This window comes from Streptomyces sp. SA15, from assembly GCF_002291145.1.
In the GTDB taxonomy this organism is placed as follows: Bacteria; Actinomycetota; Actinomycetes; order Streptomycetales; family Streptomycetaceae; genus Streptomyces.
Genome location: NZ_NTGE01000140.1, coordinates 62,130 through 87,795, shown reverse-complemented (window position 1 = coordinate 87,795; position 25,666 = coordinate 62,130). Strand labels below are relative to the sequence as shown.

21 protein-coding genes and 1 pseudogene are annotated in these 25,666 nt (G+C 70.4%); 8 read left to right on the top strand and 14 right to left on the bottom strand.

Annotated features, from left to right (window positions below):
* The 3 genes and pseudogenes from CLM62_RS32485 to CLM62_RS32475 all read right to left on the bottom strand — a co-directional run.
* Positions 1–1,185 (bottom strand): serine/threonine-protein kinase (locus CLM62_RS32485; protein WP_143659189.1); only part of this gene is annotated, 1,185 nt, incomplete at its 3' end.
* A gap of 68 nt (positions 1,186–1,253) precedes the next feature.
* A pseudogene (locus tag CLM62_RS52775) lies at positions 1,254–1,358 on the bottom strand (DUF397 domain-containing protein); the annotation flags it as partial.
* Positions 1,315–2,271 carry a helix-turn-helix transcriptional regulator gene (locus CLM62_RS32475; protein WP_095753468.1) on the bottom strand — a complete coding sequence of 319 codons (957 nt, stop codon included), beginning with the start codon at positions 2,269–2,271 and terminating at the stop codon, positions 1,315–1,317. The gene CLM62_RS32475 and the pseudogene CLM62_RS52775, both read right to left, overlap by 44 nt.
* A gap of 111 nt (positions 2,272–2,382) precedes the next feature.
* Between CLM62_RS32475 and CLM62_RS52770 the strand changes: the two genes are divergently transcribed.
* Positions 2,383–3,018 carry a hypothetical protein gene (locus CLM62_RS52770; RefSeq protein ID WP_095753467.1) on the top strand — a complete coding sequence of 212 codons (636 nt, stop codon included), beginning with the start codon at positions 2,383–2,385 and terminating at the stop codon, positions 3,016–3,018.
* A 1,236-nt stretch (positions 3,019–4,254) separates the two neighbouring features.
* On the opposite strand, the gene uvrA is transcribed toward CLM62_RS52770, so the two are convergent.
* Complete coding sequence (uvrA, locus tag CLM62_RS32465; RefSeq protein ID WP_095753466.1) at positions 4,255–6,801, bottom strand: excinuclease ABC subunit UvrA; 2,547 nt, start codon at positions 6,799–6,801, stop codon at positions 4,255–4,257.
* Positions 6,802–6,893: 92 nt separating this feature from the next.
* Here uvrA and CLM62_RS32460 point away from each other — a divergent pair, with 92 nt between their 5' ends.
* On the top strand, positions 6,894–7,655 hold the full coding sequence (locus CLM62_RS32460) for a MerR family transcriptional regulator (protein ID WP_095753465.1): 762 nt from the start codon (positions 6,894–6,896) through the stop codon (positions 7,653–7,655).
* On the opposite strand, the gene CLM62_RS32455 is transcribed toward CLM62_RS32460, so the two are convergent.
* Positions 7,594–8,361: a CDP-alcohol phosphatidyltransferase family protein gene (locus CLM62_RS32455; protein ID WP_095753464.1), complete on the bottom strand. Its 768-nt coding sequence runs from the start codon at positions 8,359–8,361 to the stop codon at positions 7,594–7,596. The two genes, CLM62_RS32460 and CLM62_RS32455, sit on opposite strands and share 62 nt — an antisense overlap.
* A gap of 137 nt (positions 8,362–8,498) precedes the next feature.
* Between CLM62_RS32455 and CLM62_RS32450 the strand changes: the two genes are divergently transcribed.
* On the top strand, positions 8,499–9,437 hold the full coding sequence (locus CLM62_RS32450) for a transglutaminase-like domain-containing protein (protein ID WP_095753463.1): 939 nt from the start codon (positions 8,499–8,501) through the stop codon (positions 9,435–9,437).
* A 22-nt stretch (positions 9,438–9,459) separates the two neighbouring features.
* Here the strand turns inward: CLM62_RS32450 and CLM62_RS32445 are convergent, their stop codons facing one another.
* The gene (locus CLM62_RS32445) at positions 9,460–10,719 is read right to left on the bottom strand and encodes a PucR family transcriptional regulator (RefSeq protein ID WP_095753462.1); all 1,260 of its coding nucleotides are present in this window, start codon (positions 10,717–10,719) and stop codon (positions 9,460–9,462) included.
* A 99-nt stretch (positions 10,720–10,818) separates the two neighbouring features.
* Between CLM62_RS32445 and CLM62_RS32440 the strand changes: the two genes are divergently transcribed.
* The 4 genes from CLM62_RS32440 to CLM62_RS32425 all read left to right on the top strand — a co-directional run bounded on the left by CLM62_RS32440 (position 10,819) and on the right by CLM62_RS32425 (position 16,006).
* Positions 10,819–11,271, top strand: a complete 453-nt coding sequence (locus CLM62_RS32440; RefSeq protein WP_095753461.1) for a nucleoside deaminase — start codon at positions 10,819–10,821, stop codon at positions 11,269–11,271.
* Entirely contained in the window at positions 11,264–12,238 is a 975-nt protein-coding gene (locus tag CLM62_RS32435; RefSeq protein WP_257004218.1) for an isopenicillin N synthase family oxygenase, read from the top strand. Before CLM62_RS32440 ends, CLM62_RS32435 begins: the two co-directional genes overlap by 8 nt.
* A gap of 100 nt (positions 12,239–12,338) precedes the next feature.
* The gene (locus CLM62_RS32430) at positions 12,339–14,456 is read left to right on the top strand and encodes a hypothetical protein (protein WP_095753459.1); all 2,118 of its coding nucleotides are present in this window, start codon (positions 12,339–12,341) and stop codon (positions 14,454–14,456) included.
* Positions 14,456–16,006, top strand: a complete 1,551-nt coding sequence (locus CLM62_RS32425) for a hypothetical protein (protein ID WP_179382318.1) — start codon at positions 14,456–14,458, stop codon at positions 16,004–16,006. The genes CLM62_RS32430 and CLM62_RS32425 overlap by 1 nt, the downstream gene beginning before the upstream one ends.
* On the opposite strand, the gene CLM62_RS32420 is transcribed toward CLM62_RS32425, so the two are convergent.
* The 8 genes from CLM62_RS32420 to hemL form a co-directional block, all read right to left on the bottom strand.
* Positions 16,003–16,407: an SRPBCC domain-containing protein gene (locus CLM62_RS32420; RefSeq protein ID WP_095753457.1), complete on the bottom strand. Its 405-nt coding sequence runs from the start codon at positions 16,405–16,407 to the stop codon at positions 16,003–16,005. The two genes, CLM62_RS32425 and CLM62_RS32420, sit on opposite strands and share 4 nt — an antisense overlap.
* A 76-nt stretch (positions 16,408–16,483) precedes the next feature.
* Positions 16,484–17,578 carry a c-type cytochrome biogenesis protein CcsB gene (gene ccsB / locus CLM62_RS32415; protein ID WP_095753456.1) on the bottom strand — a complete coding sequence of 365 codons (1,095 nt, stop codon included), beginning with the start codon at positions 17,576–17,578 and terminating at the stop codon, positions 16,484–16,486.
* Entirely contained in the window at positions 17,575–19,365 is a 1,791-nt protein-coding gene (locus CLM62_RS32410) for a cytochrome c biogenesis protein ResB (RefSeq protein ID WP_095753455.1), read from the bottom strand. The genes ccsB and CLM62_RS32410 overlap by 4 nt, the downstream gene beginning before the upstream one ends.
* A 3-nt stretch (positions 19,366–19,368) precedes the next feature.
* A complete protein-coding gene (locus CLM62_RS32405; RefSeq protein ID WP_095753454.1) occupies positions 19,369–20,139 on the bottom strand; it encodes a cytochrome c biogenesis CcdA family protein in 771 nt (256 codons plus the stop codon).
* A 1-nt stretch (position 20,140) separates the two neighbouring features.
* Positions 20,141–20,788, bottom strand: coding sequence for a TlpA disulfide reductase family protein (locus tag CLM62_RS32400; protein WP_095753453.1), 648 nt, complete (start codon positions 20,786–20,788; stop codon positions 20,141–20,143).
* A 66-nt stretch (positions 20,789–20,854) separates the two neighbouring features.
* Complete coding sequence (locus tag CLM62_RS32395) at positions 20,855–22,147, bottom strand: hypothetical protein (protein WP_095753452.1); 1,293 nt, start codon at positions 22,145–22,147, stop codon at positions 20,855–20,857.
* Between the two features lie 193 nt (positions 22,148–22,340).
* Positions 22,341–23,048 (bottom strand): histidine phosphatase family protein, encoded by a 708-nt coding sequence (locus CLM62_RS32390; RefSeq protein WP_095753451.1) that lies wholly within the window; start codon positions 23,046–23,048, stop codon positions 22,341–22,343.
* The gene (gene hemL / locus CLM62_RS32385; RefSeq protein WP_095753450.1) at positions 23,045–24,364 is read right to left on the bottom strand and encodes a glutamate-1-semialdehyde 2,1-aminomutase; all 1,320 of its coding nucleotides are present in this window, start codon (positions 24,362–24,364) and stop codon (positions 23,045–23,047) included. The genes CLM62_RS32390 and hemL overlap by 4 nt, the downstream gene beginning before the upstream one ends.
* Before the next feature lie 519 nt (positions 24,365–24,883).
* Here hemL and CLM62_RS32375 point away from each other — a divergent pair.
* Positions 24,884–25,555, top strand: coding sequence for a hypothetical protein (locus tag CLM62_RS32375; RefSeq protein ID WP_179382317.1), 672 nt, complete (start codon positions 24,884–24,886; stop codon positions 25,553–25,555).
* Positions 25,556–25,666 lie beyond the last annotated feature (111 nt).

The window sequence follows — 25,666 nt, the reverse complement described above, 5'->3', positions numbered from 1 at the left end:
GGGGGAGGTGCTGGCGCCGGTGCCCTTGTCCTTGTCGCTGGCCTCGCCTGCGTTGCCTTCGTCGCCTTCGTCGTCGGATGCGGGCCGGTTGAGCCAGAAGCCGGCGCCGACGCCGATCGCGGCGACCGCGCCGGCTCCGGAGAGCAGGAAGGTGCGGCGGTTGCGGGGGCTACGGCGTCCGTCGTCGGGGGCGGTCGGCGGGCTCGGTACGCCTGGGGGCGGTGGCTGGGTGGTGTCCAGCTGCGTGGCGGGGTGCGTCGGGTGGACCGCGGTGGGCGGGTAGGCCGGGTGGGTGGCTGCGGGAGCGGGACCGGATGTGTGGGTGGTCTCGGCTGCGTGCGGCCGCTGGACGGTGGGCCGCAGCGCCATCGTGCTCTCGACGCCGGCCAGGCCGACCTGGGTGAGGATCTCGCGCGGCGTGGGGCGGCGGCCGGGGTCCTTCGCCAGACACGCGCTGACCAGGGCGCGCAGGGTCGGGTCCGCGATGGCGTCGACGTCGGGTTCGTTGTGTACGACGCGGTAGAGGAGGGCGGGGGTCGGTCCCCCTCCGAACGGGTTGTCGCCGGTCGCCGCGAAGGCCAGGACCGCGCCCAGACAGAAGACGTCACTGGCCGGGGTGATCTCGTCGCCGCTGACCTGCTCGGCGGACATGAACCCCGGCGACCCGGCCATGTGCCCGGTCCTGGTAATCGAGTCGCCCTCGACGCTGCGGACGATGCCGAAGTCGATGACTCTCGGTCCGTCCTCGGCGAGCAGCACGTTGGAGGGCTTGAGGTCGCGGTGGACGAGGTTCACGGCATGGATCGACATCAGCGCCTCGGCCAGACCGGCCGCCAGCCCCAGTACCGCACCCGTGGCCATCGGACCCTGCTCGACGACCGCCTGCTCCAACGACGGCCCGGCGATGTAGCTGGTGACCAGCCACGGCAGGGGCGCCTCCGGGTCGGCGTCGATGACGGGCGCGGTGAACGCCCCGCTCACCAGCCGGGCGGCCTGCACCTCCCGCCGGAAACGGGACCGGAACTCCGGCCTGCGCACCAGCTCGGAGTGCACCACCTTGACCGCGACGAGCCGCCCGCCCGGGGAACGGCCGAGGAAGACCCGGCCCATGCCACCCGCACCGAGCCGGCTCAGTAACCGGTAGTCCCCGACGGAGCGCGGGTCATCCGGCTCCAGCGCTGCCACAAGTGCCTCCTGGCGTGCGTGCGTTGCCTGTTACGGGCACGCCCAGCATAGGGGGCAGCCGCTTCGGGTCAGCGGAGAGTTGACGTGAACGCCGACCAGGCGGAGGGGGTGATGAGGAGGATCGGGCCGTCAGGGGTTTTGCTGTCTCGGACGGGGACGACGGTGGGGAAACCGGGGGCGACTTCTATGCAGTTGCCGCCGTCGTTGCCGCTGTAGCTGCTCTTGATCCAGGTCGTTGCGCTGAGCTCGTGCCTGTTCATCGTGCCCGTACCCTTCCATCGCCTCGCCGATCAGTGCGGCAGACTCCGAGGCAGACAGAGCGTCAGCCCTGAGCACATCATAAGTTCGACTGTGGCGTGCGTAGAGGGTCGGATCGTTGTTGAAGTGGCCACGGCTTAGCGACTCCGAATAGACCCAGCGCTCTCCACCGGGCATCGTGATCAGCGACATGGACGTGGTGGGGCGGACGATTCCGGCGACGGCCGGGGCGACCTGAATGCGGATATTGGGACGCCGTCCGATGCTCATCAAGTGCGCGCACTGGTCGCGCATAACGGCAGGGCTCCCCACCATGTGGCGCAGACAGCTTTCGTCCAGTACGGCGACGTACAGCGGCCCATTGTCGGCGAGGAAGCGTTGCTGTCGGCTCAAGCGTGCCCGGACCCGCTCCTCGACTTCGTCGCCGCTGGCTGTCTGGGAAAGCAGGGCCCGTGCGTAGTCCGGCGCCTGCAACAGACCCGGAATGACCATTACCTGGTACTCGTAGAGCTGGGTCGCCACCGCATCCATCTGGGCCCTCCGCCGGAACCAATCCGGATGCTCCACCTGCGGATACCAGTCGATGCGCCCCCACAACCGCATCAACACCCCACCCGTACCGAGAAGCTCGTCGCACTTCTTGGCGAAGGTGTCCTGCGGGACACGCGTACCCGCCTCCACCCGCGCCACGTGCGACCGGTCGCACGGAATCTCCTTGGCCAGCGCCCCCTGCGTGAGCATGGCGGCCTCGCGGAAGTGCTTCAGCACCTCACCGAAAACGACGGCCGTGGTGACCCCCGCTCCCCCCTCGGCATTGCGTCGGCTCACCGCTTCCCCCTGTGACAGTCGATCAGTGGCACGCCCGAAGCATTGATGCGGACGATTCCCGTGGGCGACGCTCGATACACCCAGAGTTACGAAAGGTGCCGGGAGTTGGACATGGTTGAGCGGCTGGAACCGGGAACGATCGTCTACGACCCACAGACGCGCAAGGTGGGTGAGTACCGGGACAAGGCAGGCCCGTACGCGATGCTGCGGCCGATCGGCGGCGGACGGGAGTGGCAGGCGGACCCGGCCCTGATCCGTGCGGCGACGCAGGAGGAACGGCTGAGTGCCGGGGTGAAGGCGCTGAACGACCGTTTCCGGGAAGGGCTGGCGACGTCACGTCAGCTGGATGACGTATCCCGTCCGCCCGTACCGGTGCCCGATTGCGCGACGTGCGAGGAACTGGCCGCTCGGCGGGAGGAGGCGCAGGCCGCCTTCGACGGCAGCGCGGTGACCGACGCGAACGTACTGCTGCGCCAGCACCAACGCCGGGACCACGACGGGGCACCGCCCGCCCGACGCAGGATCTTCCGTTACGTGCCGTACTCGATCGTGCAGGACGCGTCGGCCCAGCCGGAGTACGAGGCGCGCTGTGTGTCGGGGGACGAGGCCGAGTGCGGTGCCGCGTCCGGCCGGTGCGGCGACCCGGCGGAGGTCGAGGAGTGGCAGCGCAAGCACACCCAGGAGACCCGGCACACCCGCTACCGCAGGAGCTTCGCGGACTACGCGGTGCTGGAGAGGCAGGGGTGAGTGGCCGTCACCCATGGGGTGTTGATCCACACGCCAGTTGGAAAGTGGCCGTGGGGCCGCCCGCTTCTTTGCCAGTGTCGTGCTTCCGCGAGCCGAGTCAAGGGCGCTGCGTTCCGCTGCGCTCCACTCCGCGTCGCCTTCGGCGATCGGCCTGCGGCCGACCCTTGACTCGGCTCGCTCCAGCACGGGTAAGAAGCGAGCGGACGGCCCGGAAAGAGCGGGTGGCCACGTCGGGGGCCCTCACGTCGGTCTCGGGGTGAACGGCGTTCGGGGGCGCACTCGCGCCTCGCCAGCACGCCGGGCCGGCTAGGCGGCGATCGGTGGTGGGTGGTAGCGGTGCGCGGTCGGCAGGGCGGGGCCACGCCAGGCCGACTCAGCGGCCTGCGGTGAGTGGGCGGTGGCGGTGCGCGGTCGGCAGGGCGGGGCCACGCCAGGCCGACTCAGCGGCGATCGGCGAGTGGGGGCGCGGGACGCGCCAGCGAGGCGGGGCCAGCCGGGCCCTCCGGGCCCGCTCAGCGGCTTGGGCGAGCGACCCGTCCAGGGGCTTCCGGAGTACGAGGAGCCCGAGAGGGGTGGATCGAGCGGTAATTGGCAGATCTGTTCCACCCTCTGGAGGGAAAACCCAAGGTCAGGTGACTGTGCCAGTGGAACAGATCTGCCAATTACTGGGCGTGCGACCGATATGTCCGGAGTGCCGGTCTGCCGTGAGCCGCTGAGTCGGCCCGAAGGGTCCGGTCGGCCCGCTGATGCGCACACCCGCGCACCGCGCACCGCCGACCCCCCACCGGCCCGCCATCCGCTGAGCCGCCCCGGCGTGCCCCCACCGGTCCGGTGCGCCCTCACCACTCACCTCACCGCAAGCCGCCAAACCGCCCCGGCGTGCCCCCACCCCCACTCAACGCAAGCCGCTGAGCGGGCCCGGCGTGCCCCCACCCAGCCAGCGCGCCGCCGCAGCCCCCACTCACCGATCGCCGCCAAGCCCACCCGGCGTGCAGGCGAGGCGCGACCGCCCCCCTCACCCCGGCCCGCCCCTCAGCCAACCCCCAGGTCCTCCCACCTGGCCCCCCATTCCTCCGGGCCGCTCGCTCGCTTCTCACCCGTGCTGGAGCGAGCCGAGTCAATGGTGGCCCGCAGGGCCATCGGCGTAGCCGACGCGAAGCGCCCTTTACTCGGGTCGCGGAAGCACGACACCGGCAAAGAAGCGAGTGGCCCAACGGCCACCCCGTCAACAAGCGTTCACTGCACCCCCCTCCCCCCAGGCCACAGAAACCTCCCCGTCCGAGAAGCCTCCGCCTCCAACTCCGCCACCTCCCCCGGCGTCCCCTCCGCCATCACTGAGCCCCCAGCCGCCCCACCCTCCGGCCCCAGGTCGATCAGCCAGTCCGAGGCACGCATCACGTCTACGTTGTGCTCGATGGTCAGCACAGAGTGGCCCGCGTCGACCAGGCGTTGGAGTACGGCGAGGAGGCGGGCCGTGTCTGCGGCGTGCAGGCCCGTTGTCGGTTCGTCCAGCAAGTACAGCGTGCGGCCCGCCGCCCTCCGCCCCAACTCCTTCGCGAGCTTGAGGCGTTGCGCCTCCCCTCCGGACAGGGTCGTCGCCGGCTGGCCCAGCGGGAGGTAGCCGAGGCCCACGTCCGCCATGCGGCGCAGCCGGGACGCTACCGGCGGGGCGTCCGCGAAGACCGTCAGGGCCTCGGCCACCGTCGCCTCCAGCACCTCGGCGATGTCGTGGCCCTCGTACCGCACCGACAGCACCTCGCCCCGGAAGCGGCGGCCCCGGCACGCCGGGCACCGTACCTCCACCGCCGGCAGGAAGTGCATGTGGACCATCAACACACCGGCGCCCTCGCAGCGTTCGCACCGGCCGCCGCCCGGAACGTTGAAGGAGAAGTGGCCGGGGGTGAGCCGGCCGCCCGAAGCCGCCGCGAAGACCTCCCTGATCGGCGTGAACACCTCCGAATACGTCGCCGCGTTCGACCGGGGCAGTCGGCTGATCGGCTCCTGGTCGATCGTGACGATCTTGCCCAGGTGCTCCCAGCCGTCGATGCCGTCGTGCTCCGCCGGCGACTCCCCCGCCCCGTAGAAGCGGCGCCGGGCCGCCCGGTCGAGGATGTCCAGCAGCAGCGTCGACTTGCCCGATCCCGAAGGCCCCGTGACCGTGACCAGGCGGCCGAGTGGAATCCGTACGGTGATGTTCTTGAGGTTGTGGGCCCGGGCCCCGCGGATCACCAGTGCACGGTCGCCGTTCCCCCGTCCCTTCGACACCGGCGCCGGCAGCCTGCCCGAGAGATACGCGCCCGTCACCGAGCCTTCCACACCGGCCACCTCCCCCGGCGTGCCCTCCGCCACGATCCGGCCGCCGTCCCGGCCCGCCCCCGGACCGACGTCCACGACGTGGTCCGCCGCTCGCAGCACATCCAGGTCGTGTTCGATGACCAGCACCGTGTTGCCCAGGTCGCGCAGTCTGCGCAGGACGTCGATCAGGCGGGCGGTGTCCGCCGGGTGCAGTCCGATGGTCGGTTCGTCGAGGACGTAGAGGACACCGGTGAGGCCTGAGCCGAGTAGGGCCGCCAGGCGCAGCCGCTGCGTCTCGCCCGCCGACAGGCTCGGCGTCGACTGGTCCAGGGTCAGGTATCCGACGCCGACGTCGACCAGCCGCCGTACCCGCTCCTCCAGGTCGGCGACGACGGGCTCCACGAGCGGCCACTCGTCCTCGGTGACCCGCTCCCGCAACCCGCCCAACCAGTGCGCCAGTTCGTCCAGCGGGAGGCGGGCCGCCCCGACGATCGTCAGGTCGTGCACGGTGACCGCCCTGCTCTCCGGCCTCAGCCGCGTGCCCTCGCACTCCCCGCAGGCCTCCTTCACCAGGGCCTGCTTCTCGGTCCGCTCCCGGTACTCGGCGTCCTCGATGCGCTCGGCGTACCTCCGCATCAACGCCGGCACCACCCCCTCGAAACGGCCCCCGGTGACAGTCCCGGGCGGCTCCAGCCCAGGGAACCTCTTCCGGAACTCTGGGCTTTCGACGCCGTAGAAGAGCAAGTCCCGCTGGGCGGAGTCGAGTTCGTCCACCGGCGCCTCCGCGTCGAAGGTGAACCCGTAGTGGCCCGCCGCCGCCCGCAGGATCGGCACGTTCCGCTCGGTGAGCTTCGGGTGCCAGCCGAGCACCGCGCCCTCGGCGACCGAGCGGGTGCCGTCCACCAGTCGCCGTATGTCCGCCCGGTACACCTCGCCGAGGCCGGTGCAGGCCGGGCAGGCGCCGGCGGGCTTGTTGAAGGAGAAGGACCCCATCACCAGTTCGGGCACGAGCGTGCCGCAGTGCGGGCAGGGGGCGGACTCGCCGGGTTCGTAGCCCTCGTCGCCCTCGCCGCCGTCATCGCCCTCGTCGTCGTACTCGTACGCGTGCGACGGCGGGATCTCCTTCCCGCACCCCGGACACGGCCGTACCCCGATCCTCGACCACAGCAGCCGCAGATAGGTGAAGACCTCGGTGACCGTGCCGACCGTGGAGCGCGGGCTGCGGTTGGTGTGGTGCTGGTCGACGCTGATGGAGGGGGACAGGCCGGTGATGGAGTCCACCGACGGACGGCTGACGAGGCCGGTGACCATGCCCAGCGACTCCATGTACTGCCGCTGGCCCTCCCGGTGGAGGGTGTCGAAGGCGAGTGTGGACTTGCCGGAGCCGGAGAGGCCGGTCAGGACTACCAGCTTGTTCTTGGGGACGGAGAGGGTGACGTTCTTGAGGTTGTGCAGACGGGCGCCATTGACTCGGATGCAGTCGTCCATGCCTTCAAGTTTTCCATTGAAGTTCCTGTTGAGGCTTTTGCCGTATGGGCTGCCGTATGGGCCATGAGCACAGGGCCGTAACCTTCAAATCGATGATGAATGCCCAGCGTTTCCGGCCCGTCGACCTGGCCCGCCTCGTCGGTGTCTCGACGCAGCAGGTCCGCAACTACGAGGAGGCGGGCGTGCTGCCTCCGGCCGCGCGCACCGACTCCGGATACCGCGCCTTCACAGAGGTACACCGCCGTGCGCTGGTGGCGTATCGGACCCTCGCCAAGGGGTACGGGCCGGTGGCGGCGACACGGATCATGCGGACCGTGCACGACGGGGACGTGCCCGGCGCCCTCGCCCTCGTGGACGCCGCGCATGCCGCGCTGCACGAGGAGCGGACCCGGCTGCGGGCCGCGAGCGAGGCCTTGGAGGCCCTGGCCCGGGAGGAGCCCGCTGCGCTGCCCGACTCCGGCCTGCGCATCGGGGAGGTCGCCGCGCTGCTCGGCGTACGGACGTCCGCGCTGCGGGTGTGGGAGGCGGCCGGGCTGCTCGCGCCGGAGCGGGAGCGAGGGACCAAGTACCGCGTCTACAGCCCCGCCGATGTGCGCGACGCCCGTCTCATTCACACCCTGCGGCGCAGCCACTACTTCCTCGAGCAGATCCGGCCGGTGCTGGAGGGGCTGCGGCGGGAGGGCAGCACCGAGGCGTTGCGGGCGGCGGTCGGCGCACGCGGGGAGGCGCTGACCGCCCGTACGCTCGCCATGCTCGAAGGGGCGGGCGCCCTGTACGGCTACCTCAGCTACGTCACCGCAACCGCGACGACGACAGAATCGACAGCAGGTGGGCCGGAACCATCACCCACGTGATGACCGCCAGCGCGCCCAGCGCCCAGCGGGTCGGTTCGATGCCGCCGGTCACCTCGTCGGCCACCGCCGCGACCAGCAGGACCAGCGACGCCTCGATGCCGTTCGTCACGCGGTGGATCTTGAAGGCGGCCGCCAGTCGCCGCACGGTGGCCACGCCCTGCGAGCGCGGCCGGGTCGACTCGTCGTCGACGACGCCCAGCCCTCGCCGGGCCCGCGCCACGTCGACGAGGTCGGTCGACGCCTTCAGCAGGACGACGCCCAGGGCGGTGGCGATGCCGACCGACAGCCAGCCGCCGAACCCGGACTCGGCGGCCCGGTAGCCCGCGCCCGCCATCAGCGCCGCGTCGGCGAGGTAGGCGCCGAGCCGGTCGACGTAGATGCCGGCCGCGCTGTTCTGCCCCTTCCAGCGGGCGACTTCGCCGTCCACACAGTCGAACAACAAGAACAGCTGCATGAGGATGACGGCAAGGACGGCGCCCGTCAGGCCCGGGATCATCAGCGCGGCGCCGGACGCGACGCCGCACACCACCATGCTCCAGGTCAGCTGGTCCGGAGTGACCGGCGTGCGCACCAACTGCCGGGTGAACCGCAGCGAGACGCGCCGCATGTACAGCCGGCCCGCCCAGTGCTCGCCGTTACGGCTCGCCAGCTTGGCCTGCGGCTGGCAGACCTCCCGCAGCTCCTCCAGAACCGGAGCAGCAACCATGACCGTTCTTCCTCCCGCCGGGCCCAACTGCCGCTGGACGCGGCGTGATCGGCACAGGTTACTTGGCCGGATACCTGACCGGTTACTTGCCCGGACCGCTGGACAATTTGCGGGGAATTTTGCCACGGTGTCCAACCATGACCTTCACCCCAGCCGCACGACTCACCCCGGACACCGCCGCGTTCTACGCCACGCAGAGCGCGTTCTCCGATCCCGGCGAACTCGCGCCCCTGTACGCCGACCTGCCGGACGATCCCGCTCAACTGGCCGTCGTCGCCCGTGACTTGATGATCCATCGCGGAGAAGGACAGCAGTTCCACCACACCCACCCGCAGGACCGCCTCCACAACGACGCCGAGACCCGCTACATCGACGACATCCTGCGGATCATCGTGGGGCGCGACGACGCCCCGCTGACCCGGCGGCGCGAGGTCGGCGACCGGTTCGTCGGGGTGTGCCGCGACTTCTCGCTGCTGCACTGCTCGTTCCTGCGCCATGCCGGCATCCCCGCCCGCATACGGTCCGGTTTCGCCGACTACTTCGGCAACAACGGCTTCCACTGCGACCACGTCGTCACCGAGTACTGGGACGCCGAACGGGGCGCGTGGCTGCTCGCCGACGCCCAGCTGGCCGATCCCCTGGTCACCGACTACTGGAAGGTGGACTTCGATCCCATGGACGTGCCCCGCGACCGCTTCCTGGTCGCGGGCGAGGCGTGGCGGGCGATCCGGGAGCGCGGGGCTGACCCGGAGACCTTCGGGCTGCATCCGCCGGCAGAAGGGCCGTTCTGGGGAGAGCGGTTCGTGGCGGGGAACGTCCGGCTCGACCTCGCGGCCCTGAACAAGGTGGAGACGCTGTTGTGGGACGTCTGGGGAGAGGGCGAGGGGGAGGGGGAGGAGCGGACACTGCCGGACCCGTCCCGTGAGCTGTACGACCGGGTCGCCCTGGTCATCGGCGACGACGTGCCCTTCGACACGGCGCGGGAGCTCTTCGCCGGGAACGACACCCTGCGGACCCCGAAGACGGTGCTGTGCATGGCGCCGTACAACGGGACGAGCCGCGTGACACTCCGCTAGGGCCTGATCCGCCGGACAGCCCCTACGCCACCGTCCGCAGCCCACCCGCGACCGCGGGGCTCATCCCCCGCACCACCCGATGCGCACAAGCCGCCGCCAGGAGCTCGCCCAGCAGATCCGGATCGCCGATCTCCAGCCCGAGCAGGGACTCGATCCGTTCCAGGCGCTGGTAGAGCGACTGGCGGCCGATGTGCAGCAGCGCGGCGGTGCGGGTGGGTGAGCAGCCGTGGCGGAGGTGGACCTCCAAGGTGCGGACGAGGTCGCTGGGGTGGGCCGCCTCCCAGGCCAGCAGCGGGCCCAGCGCGTGCTGGACGAGGCCCGCGAGCCGCTCCCGGTTGGCGTCCACCCCGCCCCTGGTCAGCTCCCGTTCCAGGGCGAGGGCGCGCGAGGAGGTCACCAGCGGGCCGTCGGGTACGCCCGGTTCGGCGGCCGGGACGGTCAGCGCCAGCTCCAGCGTCGTACGGGCCGCACGCAGCGTGTCGCTCCAGCGCAGCCAGCCGCTGCCGGCGGCGACGGCGTGACCGACCGCGACGGTCAGGCCGGGCTCGGCGGCGGTACGGAAGGCGTCCTGGACCCCCCGTATGGGATCACCGGGCCGACCACCGGAGAGTGCCAGCAGCGCCAGGACGTCTCCCGGAAATGCCGCCCGCAGCACCCCGGCCCCGCCCAGCAGCCGTGCCGCCCGGTCGACCGTGGTCACGTCCCGTGTGCCGTGCAGGGACACGCCGATCAGGCGGGCGCCCGGGCCGGGGTGGAATCCGGCGAGGGCCGACCGCGCCTCCACCTCCGGCTGGTTCAGTGCCGCCCGGTCCGCCAGGTCCGCCAGCAGGGCGGCCGTATGGTCGTCGCCCCACGGCCGTACGACGGACCGCCCGGACAGCCCCCGGGCCACGATCGCCCGGTTGGCGGCCTCCGTGATCCGTACGAAGGGCACGACCCGGTGCAGCGCCAGGAGCGGAAGCCCCAGACGCCGCGCCTCGTCCGTCACCTCGGCGGGCATCGACGGCAGCGACCGCCCCACCTCCACCGCCAGCCCGGCCGCGTCCCTCGCCGCCAGCTCCCGGACATACCGCCGCCGGTCCGCCTCCTCGGCGTCCGTCAGTCCGAAGCCGTTGGTCAGGAGCAGTTCCCCGCCGTCGAGGAAGTTCGCGCCCTCGTAGACCTCGCTGGAATGCACCCAGCGGACCGGGCGGTCCAGGGCGTCCTCCCCGGCCAGCAGCTCGGGCTCGGCGGCGCGTACCGGGTCGAGGGCCAGGACTTCGCGGAGGGTGAGTGCGGGCACGGGAACCTCCAGGGCGCTGACAGTTCGTCCGGCTGCGGGATGCCGGGAGAGTACTTTCCGCACGTTGCCCTCTTGTTTCGCCCACAGGAGAGTGAAGGCATGGACCCCAAGGAACAGGCGACGGCCTGGCTCGCCACCGCCGTGGCGGAGGCCCGCGCCGGCCTCGCCGAGGGCGGCATCCCGATCGGCGCCGCGCTCTACGGCCCCGACGGCACCCTCCTCGGCCGCGGCCACAACCGGCGCGTCCAGGACGACGACCCCTCCATGCACGCGGAGACGGCCGCCTTCCGGGCGGCGGGACGGCAGCGGTCGTATCGCGGTACGACGATGGTGACCACCCTCTCGCCGTGCTGGTACTGCTCCGGTCTGGTCCGCCAGTTCGGCATCTCGCGGGTGGTGATCGGCGAGGCGGTCACCTTCCACGGCGGGCACGACTGGCTGGCGGAGCACGGCGTGGAGATCGTGCTCCTGGACGATCCCGAGTGCGTCGAGATGATGCGCGACTTCATCAAAGCCGATCCGGCCCTGTGGAATGAGGACATTGGTGACTGACTCCTCCAGCCCCCGCATCCCGACCATCGACCTTCAGCCGTGGCTGTCGGGCGCCCCCGAGACACGCAAGGACATCGCCCGCACCGTCGACGACGCCCTCCAGACCGCCGGATTCCTCCTGGTCACCGGGCATGGCGTGGACCCGTCGCTGCGCGCCCGCATCCGGGAGGCCGCGCGTGCGTTCTTCGCCCTCCCCGCCGAGTTCAAGCAGCCGTACGCCGCGAAGGTCGGCGGGCGCGGCTGGCTCGGGCCGGGAGCCGAGGCCAACGGGTACTCCGAGGGGACCGAGACGCCGCCGGATCTGAAGGAGTCGCTGACCTTCGCGACGCATGAGCCCTTCGACGACCCGGTCGTCAACGCGGAGTGGTACGCGCCCAACGTCTGGCCCGCGGAGGTGCCGGAGCTCGAGACACTGTGCGAGGAGTACTTGGGCCGGATGGCCGAGCTGGAGAAGCAGCTCCTCTCCCTGCTCGGTGACGCCCTCGGCCTCGAGGCCGACTTCTTCTCCCGGCACATGGACCATCCGACCTACGGCTTCAACATCAACTGGTATCCGGGGACCGAGGTCGTCGGGGAGCCGCAGCCGGGGCAGTTCCGGATCGGCCCGCACACGGACTTCGGGACGGTGACGATCCTCGACCGGCAGGCCGGGAAGGGCGGCTTGCAGGTGTACACGGACGCGGGCGGCTGGGAGGACGCGCCGTACGACCCGGAGGCGTTCACCATCAACATCGGGGATCTGATGGCCCGTTGGACGGGCGACCGGTGGCGGTCGGGGCGGCACCGGGTCCTGCCCCCGCCGGCCGACGCGCCCGCCGAGGAGCTGATGTCGCTCGTCTACTTCGGCGAGTGCACTCCGGGTACGCGCGTGGAGTCGGTTCCGGCGCCGGTGGGGAGGGTGGCGTACGAGCCGGTGGACTCCCATGCGTATCTGCGGGAGAAGCTCGACTCGATCACCGTGGACTGACAGGTCGAGATTTTCGTAACGCAACGGACATCACGCGGTCTGGCACGTACCAACTCCCCCTACTTACCCTGAGGTTGGACACTCTGGGGGGAGAGATGCGGTGGGCAGACGGCTGCACGGTCGCGGGGCACTGTTCGACACGGATCCGGCGGGTCTGGTCCCGCGACTCGTGGGCCTGCGCCCCCATCAGCACCGGGCCATCGCCGTCGAGCATCCGAAAGAGCTCCCGTTCGTCCTCCTCACCGGCGGGCGCGGGCTGGGCAAGAGCGCGGTTCTCGGCGAGTTGCGGGACGCCTACAAGGGGCACACCCCGGTCGCGTTGATCGACTGCGAGGACGCCCAGTTCGCGGCGCCGTCCGGCGGGCGGCCCGCCGAGGCCTGGTCGCCGGTGTCGCAGGCGCTGCTGGTGGTCGCCGAGCAGCTCGCCGAGGCGGTGACCGGCGCCGGGCGGATCACGTTCCCGCGGCTGATGTCGGGCCTTGTCGCGGTGGCGGCGGGCGGCTGGGGCGACGCCGACTCCGAGCGGATCCGGCGCGAGGTGGAACGGATCCTGCTGCTGAACGAGGGCGGGTCGTGGATCGGCGGGTTCGCGGGGCGGATGGTCGGCCGGGTCACCGCCAACGTCGTCGCCGCGGTGAGCGGCACCGGGCCGCTCGTGGCGTCGGCGATCGAGGCGACCCTGGAGTCCTTCTCCGACAGTTTCGTCAGCCGACGCCACCAGCGGGCCGCCACCTGGTGGCGCGACTACCCGAACGCGAGCGGCAACGCCCGGCGCGGCCTGATCCTGCTCTCCGGTCACTTCCGGGCCGGCGGCACCTCCCGGGAGCACGCCGAGCGGTATCTCGTACGGGCGCTGCTCGCCGACCTGACCGACGCCTACGCGGGCGTGCTGCCGCGCATGCAGCGGCTGGGGCGGGCCGTCGTGCTCATCGACAACGCGCAGTCCGCGCCCGGGCCGGGGCTGACGGACGCCGTACTGCGTGACCGCGCCGACGGGATCGCCGACCAGGTCGTGTTCATCGGCGGGCTGCGCGGCCATGACCATCCCGCCCTGCGCAATGCCGTACGACGGTCCCTGGTCGAAGTCGTGCGGCGCAGCGACTGGTCACCCGACCCGGCGGCCCCGTCCTCCCGGGCGCTGCTGGTGGCGCTGCCGCCGCTCGGTCCCGACGACACCCTGCACCTCGTGGGCGCGGTCTGCACCGAGGTCCCGGTCCCGCCCCAACTGCCGTACGCCACTCACCGGTTGACCGGCGGCAACCCGCTCGGCATCGTCCTGCTCGCCGACTCCGCCGCGCAGAACCTGCCGGGCGCCGCCTCGCTCGGGGAGCTGCTCACCGCCGACGTACGGCAGCACGAGGACCGCGACGGGCGGCCCACCTACCTCGAGCTCCTCGACCGGCTGGTGCCCGCCGACCGCCTGGACGAGCTGACGGTGCTGGCCGCCGCCCACGACCACGACTCGGCGTGCGCGCTCGCCGACGCGCTCCTCCCGGACGACTTCGGCCCGGCGGACGTACGGGCCCTTCAGACCCGGCTTGTGCGGGAGGGGCTGCCCGAGGTGCCGGGCCGGTTCGTCGGGGATTCCTTCATACGGACGCTGCTGTTGCTGCGGCTGCATCACCGGGACGCGGACCACGGGCAGTGGCGGGAGGCGCACGAGACGCTGATCCGGTACTACGAGCCCTCGGGTGACGACGACGATCCCGCCCGCGCCCGCTACCGGCTGCACCACGAACTCGCGCTGGGCGGCACGGAGTCGGCGGTGGCGTATCTGCGTGACGCCTTCCCCACCCTGGACATCCGCATCTGGCTGCGGTCCCTGCGCTTCATCGCCTCGGCGCCCTACTTCCACGCGCACGACGCCGAGGGCCACGACTTCGCGGGACGCGAGGACCGGCGGGCGGCGATCGCGCTCGGCCGTACGGACGCAGGGCACGTCGTGCCGGAGGGCGTGGACGCCGTACTGCACTTGCGGATACGACGGCTGCTGCACGCCGTGTGGCAGCTGACCGACCCGCTCGCGCTGCCCGACGCGAAGGTGTGCGACCGGCTGCGGTTCGAGCTGGAGCAGCTGTCCAATCTGCGGCCGGCGGGCAACGCGCTGCTGTGGCGGGCCTCGCGGGACTGGCCTGAGGACGCGCTCGCGGGCAGGTCCCTTCGGGTTCCGGACGACGGGGACGGCGACAACGGGGATGACGGGGACGGGGAGGCGTGATGGCACGCGGTTTCGGAGTGTGGTTGCGCGAGGGCGTCTGGGAGATCCCTCTGCGCCGCTATCTCGCCCTGCTGGTCGCCGCAGCGGTGGTGGCCGGTCTGGTCATCGGCGGTCGGGTGCTGCTCCGCGAGGACCGTTCCTGCGCGCCCGGTGTCGTCATGCCCGAGGGCAGCGACGAGTGCGTGGGCGTGTCGACGACGGACTACTTCTTCGGCCGGCCCCAGCTCCGGGACGCCATACGGGCGATCGACCGCGAGAACAAGTCCCTCAAGGACGGCAGCTATGTCACCGTCGCCCTGCTGGAGCCCTTCACGGCGACCGACCCCGACAATCTGGGTGACGTGCTGCACGAGTTGCAGGGCGCGTATCTGGCCCAGTACCAGGCCAACCACTCCTCCAACGGCGCCCTGCCGGCGATCCGGCTCGTGCTCGCCAACCCGGGGGCGACCGGCGCGCACTGGCAGCACACGGTCGACCAGCTGGAGCGGATGACCGAGGGCGAGGACCAGTTGCGGGCGGTCACCGGGGTCGGGCTGAGCACCGCGAACAACAAGAAGGCCGTCGCGGAGCTCACCAGCCGCGGTATCCCGGTGGTCGGCACGTCCATCACCGCCGACGACCTCGCCAACGGGCAGAACGGCAAGGACCCCTTCCCGGGGCTCGCCCGGGTCTCCCCCACCAACTCCGACGAGGCCCGCGCGCTCGCCTCCTTCGCCAAGGTGTCGGCCGACAAAGCGGTACTGGTGCACGACCAGCGGGGCGACGACCCGTACGCGCGGACGCTGCAGAGCTCCTTCGAGAGGCTGCTGAAGGGGTCGCCGTACGCGCCCTGGTCGTTCAACCCGCCCGACGACCGCAGCCAGGAGGGCAACACCGCCAACGACTTCCGGCAGATCACCCACCTCGTCTGCGACACCGGCGACAGCACGGACACCATTCTCTTCGCCGGGCGGCACACCCAGCTGCGGCAGTTCATCAACGCGTTGGGGCAACGGGGCTGCCAGGACCGCAAGTTCACGCTGCTCACCGGGGACGAGGCCTCATATCTCACTGGTGACCGGAAGCTGGACCGGGACGCCCTCAAGCGCAACCTCTCCGTCCGCTACACGGCCCTCGCCCACCCGGACGCCTGGGTGAAAGGCCCGGCCGCGACCGGCGGCTCCACCGAGGACGCGAAGGTCCTCCAGGACCTGGTGGCCGAGGGCCGCGGCGACAAGGTGGGGCCCATCGGCGAGGTCGACCTGGAGGACGGCCAGCTGATCATCGCGTACGACGCCATGCGGCTCACCTACCAGGGCATCCGCGAGGCCAAGCCGGCCGGGAAGACCGTCCCGGCGCTCGAGGACGTCGGCAACGAGTGGCGCCTGATGAAGGGCACGCAGCAGCGGGTGAACGGCGCGAGCGGCTGGATCTGTCTGGACAACCACGGCAACCCGTACGACAAGGCCGTACCCATCGTGGAACTGACGCCCGAGGGCACGGCCCGCTTCGTGAGGATCGCCTGGCCGGAGGGGAAGCCGCCGTCCAAGGAGTGCCTGCCGCCGTCCTAGGGGAGCCTTTCCATCTGCTCTATGAGCCGATGGAACCGTGCCCGCCAGCGGGCCTCCGACTCCCCGTCCCCCCGGAACTCGTGCGTGAAGCGCAAGGCGGACCCTTCCTCCCCGTCCCGCTCCAGATGGAAGCGGATCCGGCCGCCGCCCTCCACGGTGTACTCGGCGACCCGGTCCACGTCCCACGCGGTCACGTGCCCGGCCCCCAGGTCACGCAGGGTGACCGCGCCGCCGAGGCGGGGTTCCAGGACGTCGGCGCTGGTGAACCAGGCCGCGAGCCCCTCCGGGGTGGAGAACGCCGGCCAGACCGCCTCCATGGGCCGGGGAAGCCGTACCAGGAAGTGCAGGATGTGCGTGTTCCCGCGGGTCTGGCTGGTGCCCTGTTCGATCGAACCGGTCATGACACCAGCGTGGCCCCGGAAGCGGGCATTCGCACGTGGTTACCGCCGCTCTCCCCGTTGTCCACGATCGTGCGCTTCACACCCCCGCGTACGAGTGCTTGCCGGAGACGAAGATGTTCACGCCGTAGTAGTTGAACAGCCAGCAGCCGAACGCGATCAGCGCCAGGTAGGCGGCCTTGCGGCCCTTCCAGCCGGCCGTGGCGCGAGCGTGCAGGTAGCAGGCGTAGGCGACCCAGGTGATGAAGGACCAGGTCTCCTTGGGGTCCCAGCCCCAGTAGCGGCCCCACGCGTCGCCCGCCCAGATCGCGCCCGCGATGATCGTGAACGTCCACAGCGGGAAGACGGCCGCGTTGACGCGGTAGGAGAACTTGTCGAGGGAGGCCGCGGCGGGCAGCCGGTCCAGGACCGAGTTCGCGAACTTCCCGGGCGTGCCGCCGGTCGCCAGCTTGTTCTCGTAGGAGTCCCTGAACAGGTACAGGATCGTGGAGACCGCGCCGACGTAGAACACCGCGCCGCAGAAGATCGCGGTGGAGACGTGGATGTACAGCCAGTACGAGTGGAGGGCGGGAACCAACTGGTCGCTGGCGGTGTACAAGACAGTGACGGCGAGGCCGAGGTCGAGGAGGACCGTGGTGATCAGGAACAGCCCGAGCCAGCGCACGTTCTTCTTCAGCGCCAGCAGCGTGAGGTACACGCCGACGGCCACCGTGGAGAAGGTGATGTTGAACTCGTACATGTTGCCCCACGGCGCCCGCTCCACGGAGAGGGCCCGGGTGAGCACACCGCCGAACTCGACCAGGAACGCGAGCACGGTGAGGGAGATGGCGATACGCCCGTAGAGATCGCCCTGCTCGTCCCCGCCGTGCGCGCCCGGCCCGTCGGGCACGTCACGTGTGCCGGCCGCGGACCGGACGACGACCTGCGGCCGCTCCAGTACGGCGGTGCCGCCGGCGTTCTTCACGGTGACGGCCGGAGCCTTGGCCTGCGTCTTGGAGGTGAGCGCGGCGGCGGTGCGGCCGACCTTGCTGCGGCTGCCGAGGAGCCATTCGGCGATGTACGCGAAGAAGGCCAGGGTGTAGACGGCCATCGAGGAGTAGATCAGCGTGTTGCTGATGTTGGCGAGGTTCTCGTTGGCGGCGGCGGCCAGATCGGTTGCGGCGGCGAGAGTCACTGATTCTCAGCCCCTTCGGCGGTGGCAACAGGGTCGGGGGAAATTGAAGGTTCTGCGGGTTCTGGGGCTTGGGGGGGTTCTGCGTGGTCCGTGGGTTCTGAGGGTTCTGTGGGGCCGTCGTCGGGATCCGGCGCGCCCGGCGCCCGGTCGTACAGGATCCCGGCGAGATCGCCGAGTTCCTCGGGCACCTTGGCGGACTCGCTGCGGCCGAGGCCGGCCATTTCAACGACCGTCACCCCATCGGCGCTGGGCGTGGCCCGCACCCACACGCGCCGGCGCTGGATGAACAGGGAGCCGGCCAGACCGAAGATCGCGGTGAGCGCGCCGCCCAGCGCCCAGCCGCTGCCGGGCTGCTGGGTGACCTGGAAGTTCGCCCACTCCTTGGTGGCCTCGTAGGTGATCGAGCCGGCGCCGTTCGGGAGCTTCATGGTCTCGCCGGGCTTCAGGTTCTCCCTGAGGTCCCCGCCCGTGGAGTTCTTGAACTGCTTCATGTGCGACTTGTCGAGCTGGTACACGCTCTGCGGGATGCCCGAGTTGACGCCGAGGTCGCCGTGGTAGGCCTGCAGGTTCAGCACCGGGTTGAGCAGCGCCGGGAAGGTGGAGGCCACCTCGTTGCCCTTTGTGTACGTCGGCAGGAAGAAGGCCTGGAAGCCGAGTTGTTCGCTGACGCCCTTGGCGTTCTTGTAGCCGTCGAGGACCTTGACCACGCCGGAGGAGGTGACGTTGGAGTCGAGCGGCAGCAGCGGGACGGCGTCGCTGTAGACGACCTTGCCCTTGCCGTCCCGCACCGTCATGACGGGGGCGTAGCCGTGGGCGGTGAGGTAGACCTTCGAGTCGCCGATCTCCAGCGGGTGGTTGACCTTGACGAGGGTCTTCTTCTCCTTGCCGTAGGCGCCCTCGCTGTAGTCGAGGGTGGCCTGGTAGGTGCGCGGAGTGCCCTTGTTGGGGCCGCTGGTCTCGTAGGTGCCGGTGAAGTTGTCCAGGGTGAAGCTGAACGGCGTCAGGTCGTCGGTGCTGAAGAGGTTGCCCGACTTGAAGTCGTCGTAGGAGATGAGGGTGTTGGAGAAGCCGTCACCCTCGACGACCAGCTTGTTGCCCTCGGACTTGAACAGCTGGCCCCAGGCGAAGGCGACCAGCATCACGATGAGGGCGATGTGGAAGGCGAGGTTGCCGATCTCGCGCAGGTAGCCCTTCTCGGCGGCGACGGCGTCACCGGTGAGGTGGGCGCGGAAGCGGCGCTTCTTCAGCAGGGCGAGCGCGGCCTCCCGTACCTGCTCCGGCTCGGCCTCGGTGCGCCAGGTCGTGTAGGCGGGCAGCCGGGTCAGGCGCTTGGGCGCGCCCGGCGGGCGGCTGCGCAGCTGGCCCACGAACTGCCAGGTGCGGGGCACGATGCAGCCGATGAGGGAGACGAACAGCAGGATGTAGATCGCGGAGAACCACACCGAGCTGTAGACGTGGAAGAGGCCCAGCTTGTCGTAGATGTCCCCGAGGGTGGGGTTCTTGTCGCGGAAGTCGGAGACCTTCGTCGCGTCTACGCCGGACTGCGGGATGAGCGAGCCGGGGATCGCGCCGAGCGCCAGCAGCAGGAGCAGCAGCAGGGCGACCCGCATGGAGGTCAACTGCCGCCAGAACCAGCGCAGCCAGCCGATCACGCCGAGGGAGGGCAGGTTGGGCGGGCCCTCCACGGGCGCGGTGGACAGCTGGGAGCCGGCGGCGCTCAGGTCCTGGTCCTCGGCCGCCCGGTCGGGGGTGGTGTCGGTGGTGGTGTCGGCGGTGGTCTTGCTCATCGATCAGATCCCCACAGTGAAGCCGTTGGACCAGACCTGCATCTCCGACACGATGCGGTCCCAGGCGCCGGTCAGCAGCAGCAGACCGGTCAAGATCATCATGGTGCCGCCGATCCGCATCACCCAGACATAGTGGCGCTTGACCCAGCCGAAGGCACCGAGCGCCTTGCGGAAGGCGACCGCGGCGAGCACGAAGGGCACGCCGAGCCCGAGGCAGTAGGCGACGGTCAGTATGGCCCCGCGGCCCGCGCTCGACTGCTGGGAGGACAGGGCCAGTACGGAGGCGAGGGTCGGACCGATGCAGGGCGCCCAGCCGATGCCGAACAGCGCGCCGAGGAAGGGGGCGCCGACCAGCCCGGCCACCGGCTTCTTGTGGAAGCGGAACTCCCGCTGGGTCATCCCGGGGATGAGGCCCATGAAGTAGACGCCCATGAGGATCATGAGCACGCCGAGCACCTTGGACAGGATGCCCTTCTGCTCCTGGAGCGTGTCGCCGAAGTAGCCGAACAGGGCTCCGCTGGAGACGAACACGGCGGTGAATCCGAGCACGAACAGGGAGGCGCCCGCGACCATCCGGCCCCGCCGGGCCTCGGCCAGATCGGTGCCGGTGACGCCGGTCACATACGACAGATAGCCGGGGACCAGCGGCAGCACGCACGGGGAGAAGAAGGAGACGAGGCCGCCGAGCAGCGCGATGGGCAGCGCGACGAGCAGGGCGCCGTTGAGCACCGTGCCGTTGTAGCCCGTCGCGGCGAGCGTGAACGCTGCGCTCACGTCACTTCTCCGCGAGAACCGGGTCGAGCATGCCGCGCAGCTTCTCCTCGCTGAGCGCGGCCAGCGAGCGGGCCGCGATCTTCCCGTCCCGGTCGAGGACGAGCGTGGAGGGGATCGCCTGCGGGTTGAGCGTGCCCTTCTCGAAGCGGAGCATCAGCTTGCCGGTCGGGTCGTACAGGCTGGGATAGGTGACGCCGTACTCCTTGTCGAAGGCGAGGGCGTTGGCCGGCTTGGTGTCACGGGTGTTGATGCCGACGAACTGCACGCCCTTGGCCTTGAGGTCCTGGTAGACCTTCTGGAAGCCCGGCGCCTCGGCGCGGCAGGGGGCGCACCAGGAGCCCCACACGTTCACGACGACGACCTTGCCCTTGTAGGAGGCGACGTCGAGCTGCTTGCCGTCGATGGTCTCGCCGGACAGGTCGGGGGCCGCGGCCCGCTCGCCCTGCTTGACGGTCGAGATGCCGTCCTCACCCATCACGAAGTTGGTGTCGCCGCCCCCGCCGGAGGTGCCCCCGGAGGAGCACGCGGACACGAGCAGCGCCGCGACGGCGGCGCCGGCGGTCGTCAGGGCGGCGCGGCGCGAGCGGATCCGGTCGCGGGAATGAATCCGGTGGGTCGAGCGCAGGGGGGCGCGGCTGGCGGCACTCATGTGAAAAGTTTCGCATGCCCGTTCTGGGGATCTTGCGCACCCCCCTTGCGGGCGGAAACCCGCATTTCAGGCGGCCTGCCCGGGGTCCTGCGAGGCCGTGGCGCCGGTGTCCTTCAGGAACTCCTTCCAGCCACCGACGGGCTGCTGCCCGACCTCCAGCGTACGGAGCTTGGCCAGCACCTCGGGCTTCTGCACGTCCAGCCAGTCCGCGAACTGCCGGAAGGAGACGAGCCGTACGTCCTCGCCCTTCTCCTTCTCCCGCGCGATGTGCTTGAACGCCTCTTCCACGGCGTCCATGTAGATGCCGCCGTTCCACTGTTCGAAGTGGTTGCCGACGAAGAGAGGGGCGCGGTTCGTCTCGTATGCCCGCTTGAATCCCTGTATGTACGCCTGGGCGGACTGCTGCCGCCAGCGCGGGTGGTTGTAGGCGGGGGCGTTGGTGGAGTTGATCGACTGGTTCGCCAGCATGTTGTAGTCCATGGACAGGACTTCGAACGAACGTCCGGGGAAAGGTATCTGCTGCAACGGCAGGTCCCATATCCCCTGCTGCTTCCGAGGCCACACCTGGCGCCCGCCGGGCGAGGAGGCGTCGTAGCGCCAGCCGAGTTCGCGGGCGGTGGGCAGCAGGTTGTTCTGGCCGAGGAGGCAGGGCGTGCGGCCGCCGACGAGTTCCTTGTCGTAGTCGAAGGGCAGGGCGGGCAGGTCGGTCCACCCGGTGTTGGTCCGCCACTCCTTGACGAAGGACTTGGCCTGGTCGATCTCGCTGCGCCACTGCTGCGGCGTCCAGTGCGCGACCGAGCCGTACGCCTCTCCGCAGAAGTGCCCGTTGAAGTGGGTGCCGATCTCGTGGCCCTCCAGCCAGGCGCGGCGGACGCCGTTGAGCGTGTCCTTGATGTGCGCGTCGGTGAGATAGCCGATGTCGGAGGCGCCGCGCGGGTTGTTCGGCGGGTCGTAGAGCCGCTTCTTCGACTCGGGCAGCAGATACAGCCCGGAGAGGAAGAAGGTCATGGCCGCGCCGTGCTCCTTGGCGAGGTCGAGGAAGCGCGGAAAGAGGCCGTTGCCGACTTCCCCCGCCCCGTCCCAGGAGAAGACGACGAACTGCGGCGGGGTCTGCCCCGGCTCCAACGGCTCGGGCTTCGCGGGCTGGTGGGGCTGCTTGCCGGTGAAGGAGGTGGAGCCGTCACCGAGGGGGCGGGCGGTGGGCTTCGGGCTGCCCGAGGGCTTGTTCCCGTCGTTCCCGGAACCGCCCGTGGGGGTCGGCCCGTCTGACGACGTGAGGGTGCCGCACCCCGCGAGTCCTACGGCGGCCGCGGCCCCCGCGCCGAGTCCGAGTGCTCCCCTTCGGGTGAGAGTGCGCATTGCATCCCCGTTCATCACGTCCTGTGGTGGTCACCCAGTCAGAGGACGTGATGAACGAGGAGGTTCCTGTCGATCACACGTATTTCGCGACAAACGTCACGAACACGCCACAGGAACCGTAGGTATTGCTCCTACGGGGCTCAGGCGCCGAAGAAGCCTCTGCACCGAAGAAGCCTCATGCACCGAAGAAGTCTCAGGCTCCGAAGGCCTTGTCCTTCCCCTTCACCGGCTTGGCACCGGCGAGGAGGTGGGCGGGGACGAGGTCGCGGGCCGGCTCGGTGTAGCCGACGGAGACGATTTTGTCGCCCTGATACGTGAAGGTCGTCAGGGACGCGAGCGTGCACTGCCGCTTGCGCGGGTCGTGCCACAGCCGCCGCTTCTCGACGTACGACCGCACGATCCAGATCGGCAGCTGGTGACTGACGAGCACGGCCTCGTGCCCCCGAGCCCGGTCCTTGGCCGCGTCGAGCGCGCCCATCATGCGGATGACCTGGTCGACGTACGGCTCGCCCCAGGATGGCTTGAAAGGATTGAAGAGGTGCTTCCAGTTCTCGGGCCGCCGCAGCGCCCCGTCCCCGACACCGAACGTCTTGCCCTGGAAGACGTTCTCGGCCTCGATGAGCCTCTCGTCGGTGGCGATGTCCAGGCCGTGCGCCTTGGCGATCGGGGTCGCCGTCTCCTGGGCCCGCTCCAGCGGGGAGGAGCAGACGTACGTGATGTCGCGGGAGGCGAGGTGCTCGGCGACCCGGTCGGCCATCTGCCGGCCGAGCTCGGAGAGGTGGTAGCCGGCGAGACGGCCGTAGAGGACACCGTCCGGGTTGGCGACCTCACCGTGGCGCATGAGGTGGACGACGGTGATGTCGCCTTCGGTGGCGCTGGTGGCCGCGTTCTTGTCGCTCATGCCTGCGTGGCCTCCGCAGCCGCTCGGGCCGCCGCCGGAAGGGCGTCGGCGATCCGCTGGACGGCCCGTTCGTCGTGGGCCGTTGACACGAACCAGGACTCGAAGGACGACGGCGGCAGGTAGACGCCGTTCGCCAGCAGAGACTGGAAGAAGGCGGTGAAGCGGTACGACTCCTGCGCCTTGGCGTCCTCGTAGTCACGGACCGGACGGTCCGTGAAGAAGACGGAGAACATGCTGGAGGCGTTCTGCACGGTGTGCGCGACGCCTTCCTTGGTGAGCGCCTCGGAGACCAGCGCCTGGATCTGCGCGGACACGGCGTTGACCTTGGCGTAGGCAGCGTCGTCGAGGAGCCGCAGCTGGGCGAGACCGGCGGCGGTGGCGATCGGGTTCCCGGAGAGGGTGCCGGCCTGGTAGACCGGCCCGGCGGGCGCGAGGTGCTCCATCACATCGGCGCGCCCCCCGAAGGCGGCGGCGGGGAAGCCGCCCCCCATCACCTTGCCGAAGGTCATCAGATCGGGCCGGACGCCGTCGACGCCGTACCACCCGGCGCGGCTGGTCCGGAAGCCGGTCATGACCTCGTCGGAGATGTAGAGAGCGCCATTGCTCGCGCAGGCGTCCTTCAGCCCCTGGTTGAAGCCGGGCAGCGGCGGCACGACGCCCATGTTGCCCGGCGAGGCCTCGGTGATCACGCAGGCGATCTCGCCGGGATGCCGGTGGAAGGCCTCGTGCACGGCTTCGAGGTCGTTGTACGGCAGCACGATGGTGTCGCCGGCCTGGGCACCGGTGACGCCGGGAGTGTCGGGAAGAGCGAAGGTCGCGACGCCCGATCCGGCAGCGGCGAGCAGCGAGTCGACGTGCCCGTGATAACACCCGGCGAACTTGATCACCTTGGTGCGCCGGGTGAACCCGCGGGCGAGCCGGATGGCCGACATGGTCGCCTCGGTCCCACTGGACACGAGCCGCACCTGATCGACGGGCTCGACCCTGGCCACGATCTCCTCGGCGAGCGCGACCTCTCCCTCACCGGGCGTACCGAAGGAGGTCCCGCGGGAGACGGCGTCCTGCACGGCGGCGATGACCTCGGGGTGGGAGTGCCCGAGGATCATGGGCCCCCAGGAACAGACGAGATCGACGTATTCGCGCCCATCCGCATCGGTCAGATACGGACCACTGCCGGACACCATGAACCGGGGCGTTCCGCCCACGGCGCGGAAGGCGCGCACCGGGGAGTTCACGCCGCCGGGCGTGACGGCGGCCGCACGGTCGAAAAGAGCCTGTGAGACAGGCGCATCGTATGAATAGGGCATTTCGCTCATGACCTGCGACTTCTCCGACCTTCTCCGACGTTCTCGGTCTCCGCTTGCCAGTGACCTCCTCAGGGTAGGCCAGGGGGGACGTACGGCAGCGAGGTGCGGGGGTGACCCGGGTGGCCACGGGTCGGCGTGGGATCGGGCTTGGATCGGCCTGGGATCGGTCTCGGGTCGGCCTCGGGTCGGCCTCGGGTCGGCCTCGGGTCGGCCTCGGGTCGGCCTCGGGTCGGCCTGGGATCGGTCTTGGCTCGGTGTTGGCTCGGTCTTGGGGGCCTCGCTCGGCCGCTACTGACCCGGCAGCCAGTCTCCCCGCCCGCAATCTGTGAGACATCTGCGAGACTGAGACCTGATACACACAGCTCACGGGGGCAAATCTGTAGTGCCGCTTGTTCAGGGCCTGCGAAGATCCTGCGGACAGGTGTTTCAACGCACGTTTCGGCGGGCGGCCGTGGGGGAGGTCACTGACACGATGATCGGGTTGCGCGGCGGGGGCCACGCGTCCTAGAAAAGCAGTCGGGTGGAGATATGCATCGCGGTGGCGGACTGGGCGAGGGGACTGACGACTTGGGTCCTCGACGTGCCCGGCGGGGAAGGCACCGGCGCGACGCGGAGGAATCGAACGAAGCACGTCAGGGACACGTAATACCGGGTGGCCAGGGCGGCCAGGGAGAACCCGGTGGAACTGGTGGAACTGGTGAGTCCGACCGGCTCGACCGACGGGTCGACCGGCTGCGGGCGGGGAGCAGGAATGGTGGTCGGGTGGGGGTGACGTACAAGTACTTCGGCGCGCCGGACGGCGCGACCGCGGCCCGCGTCCCGATCTCGATGCGCCCCGAGGAACTCGGCGGCGACGAGCTCGGCATGAACGGCATGTTCACGAAGATCAAGCCGGAGACGATGGCGGCGATGGTCCTCACCGGCATAGAGGGCGTCCCCCTGCACAAGGTCCCGCCGCTCGAACTGGTCGTCCTGCACCCCGACTACGCCGTGGTCAAGCTCCCCATGACGGTCGTCGACCCTCTGCGCGGCATCGGCGAGGAGGCGGTGGGCGCGGCGGCGTTCATCTGGTCGACGGTGCCGGACCGGGGTGGGCCTCGGGACGCGTTCAATGTGTACCAACTGCTGCATGAGTGGCAGGACTTCAGCCATCGGTTGCATGAGGCGGGGCATCAGCCTTATTGCCTTGTGTGGCCCTGAGTTGGGGTTTCCTGGGTAGCGGACGGGGTTCTCGGACCCCGTCCTGTTCCTGCCCCTGGAGGGGACGGCAGGCGGCCGGGGCGCATATTGAAGCAAGTTGGCCCGCACTCC

Excerpts from the sequence above, each read along its gene's own strand:
- CLM62_RS52770 (WP_095753467.1), top strand. The coding sequence starts at position 2,383 with ATGGTTGAGCGGCTGGAACCGGGAACGATCGTCTACGACCCACAGACG.
- uvrA (WP_095753466.1), bottom strand. The coding sequence starts at position 6,801 with ATGGACGACTGCATCCGAGTCAATGGCGCCCGTCTGCACAACCTCAAG.
- CLM62_RS32460 (WP_095753465.1), top strand. The coding sequence starts at position 6,894 with ATGATGAATGCCCAGCGTTTCCGGCCCGTCGACCTGGCCCGCCTCGTC.
- CLM62_RS32455 (WP_095753464.1), bottom strand. The coding sequence starts at position 8,361 with ATGGTTGCTGCTCCGGTTCTGGAGGAGCTGCGGGAGGTCTGCCAGCCG.
- CLM62_RS32450 (WP_095753463.1), top strand. The coding sequence starts at position 8,499 with ATGACCTTCACCCCAGCCGCACGACTCACCCCGGACACCGCCGCGTTC.
- CLM62_RS32440 (WP_095753461.1), top strand. The coding sequence starts at position 10,819 with ATGGACCCCAAGGAACAGGCGACGGCCTGGCTCGCCACCGCCGTGGCG.
- CLM62_RS32425 (WP_179382318.1), top strand. The coding sequence starts at position 14,456 with ATGGCACGCGGTTTCGGAGTGTGGTTGCGCGAGGGCGTCTGGGAGATC.
- CLM62_RS32420 (WP_095753457.1), bottom strand. The coding sequence starts at position 16,407 with ATGACCGGTTCGATCGAACAGGGCACCAGCCAGACCCGCGGGAACACG.
- CLM62_RS32410 (WP_095753455.1), bottom strand. The coding sequence starts at position 19,365 with ATGAGCAAGACCACCGCCGACACCACCACCGACACCACCCCCGACCGG.
- CLM62_RS32400 (WP_095753453.1), bottom strand. The coding sequence starts at position 20,788 with ATGAGTGCCGCCAGCCGCGCCCCCCTGCGCTCGACCCACCGGATTCAT.
- CLM62_RS32395 (WP_095753452.1), bottom strand. The coding sequence starts at position 22,147 with ATGCGCACTCTCACCCGAAGGGGAGCACTCGGACTCGGCGCGGGGGCC.
- CLM62_RS32390 (WP_095753451.1), bottom strand. The coding sequence starts at position 23,048 with ATGAGCGACAAGAACGCGGCCACCAGCGCCACCGAAGGCGACATCACC.
- hemL (WP_095753450.1), bottom strand. The coding sequence starts at position 24,364 with ATGAGCGAAATGCCCTATTCATACGATGCGCCTGTCTCACAGGCTCTT.
- CLM62_RS32375 (WP_179382317.1), top strand. The coding sequence starts at position 24,884 with ATGCATCGCGGTGGCGGACTGGGCGAGGGGACTGACGACTTGGGTCCT.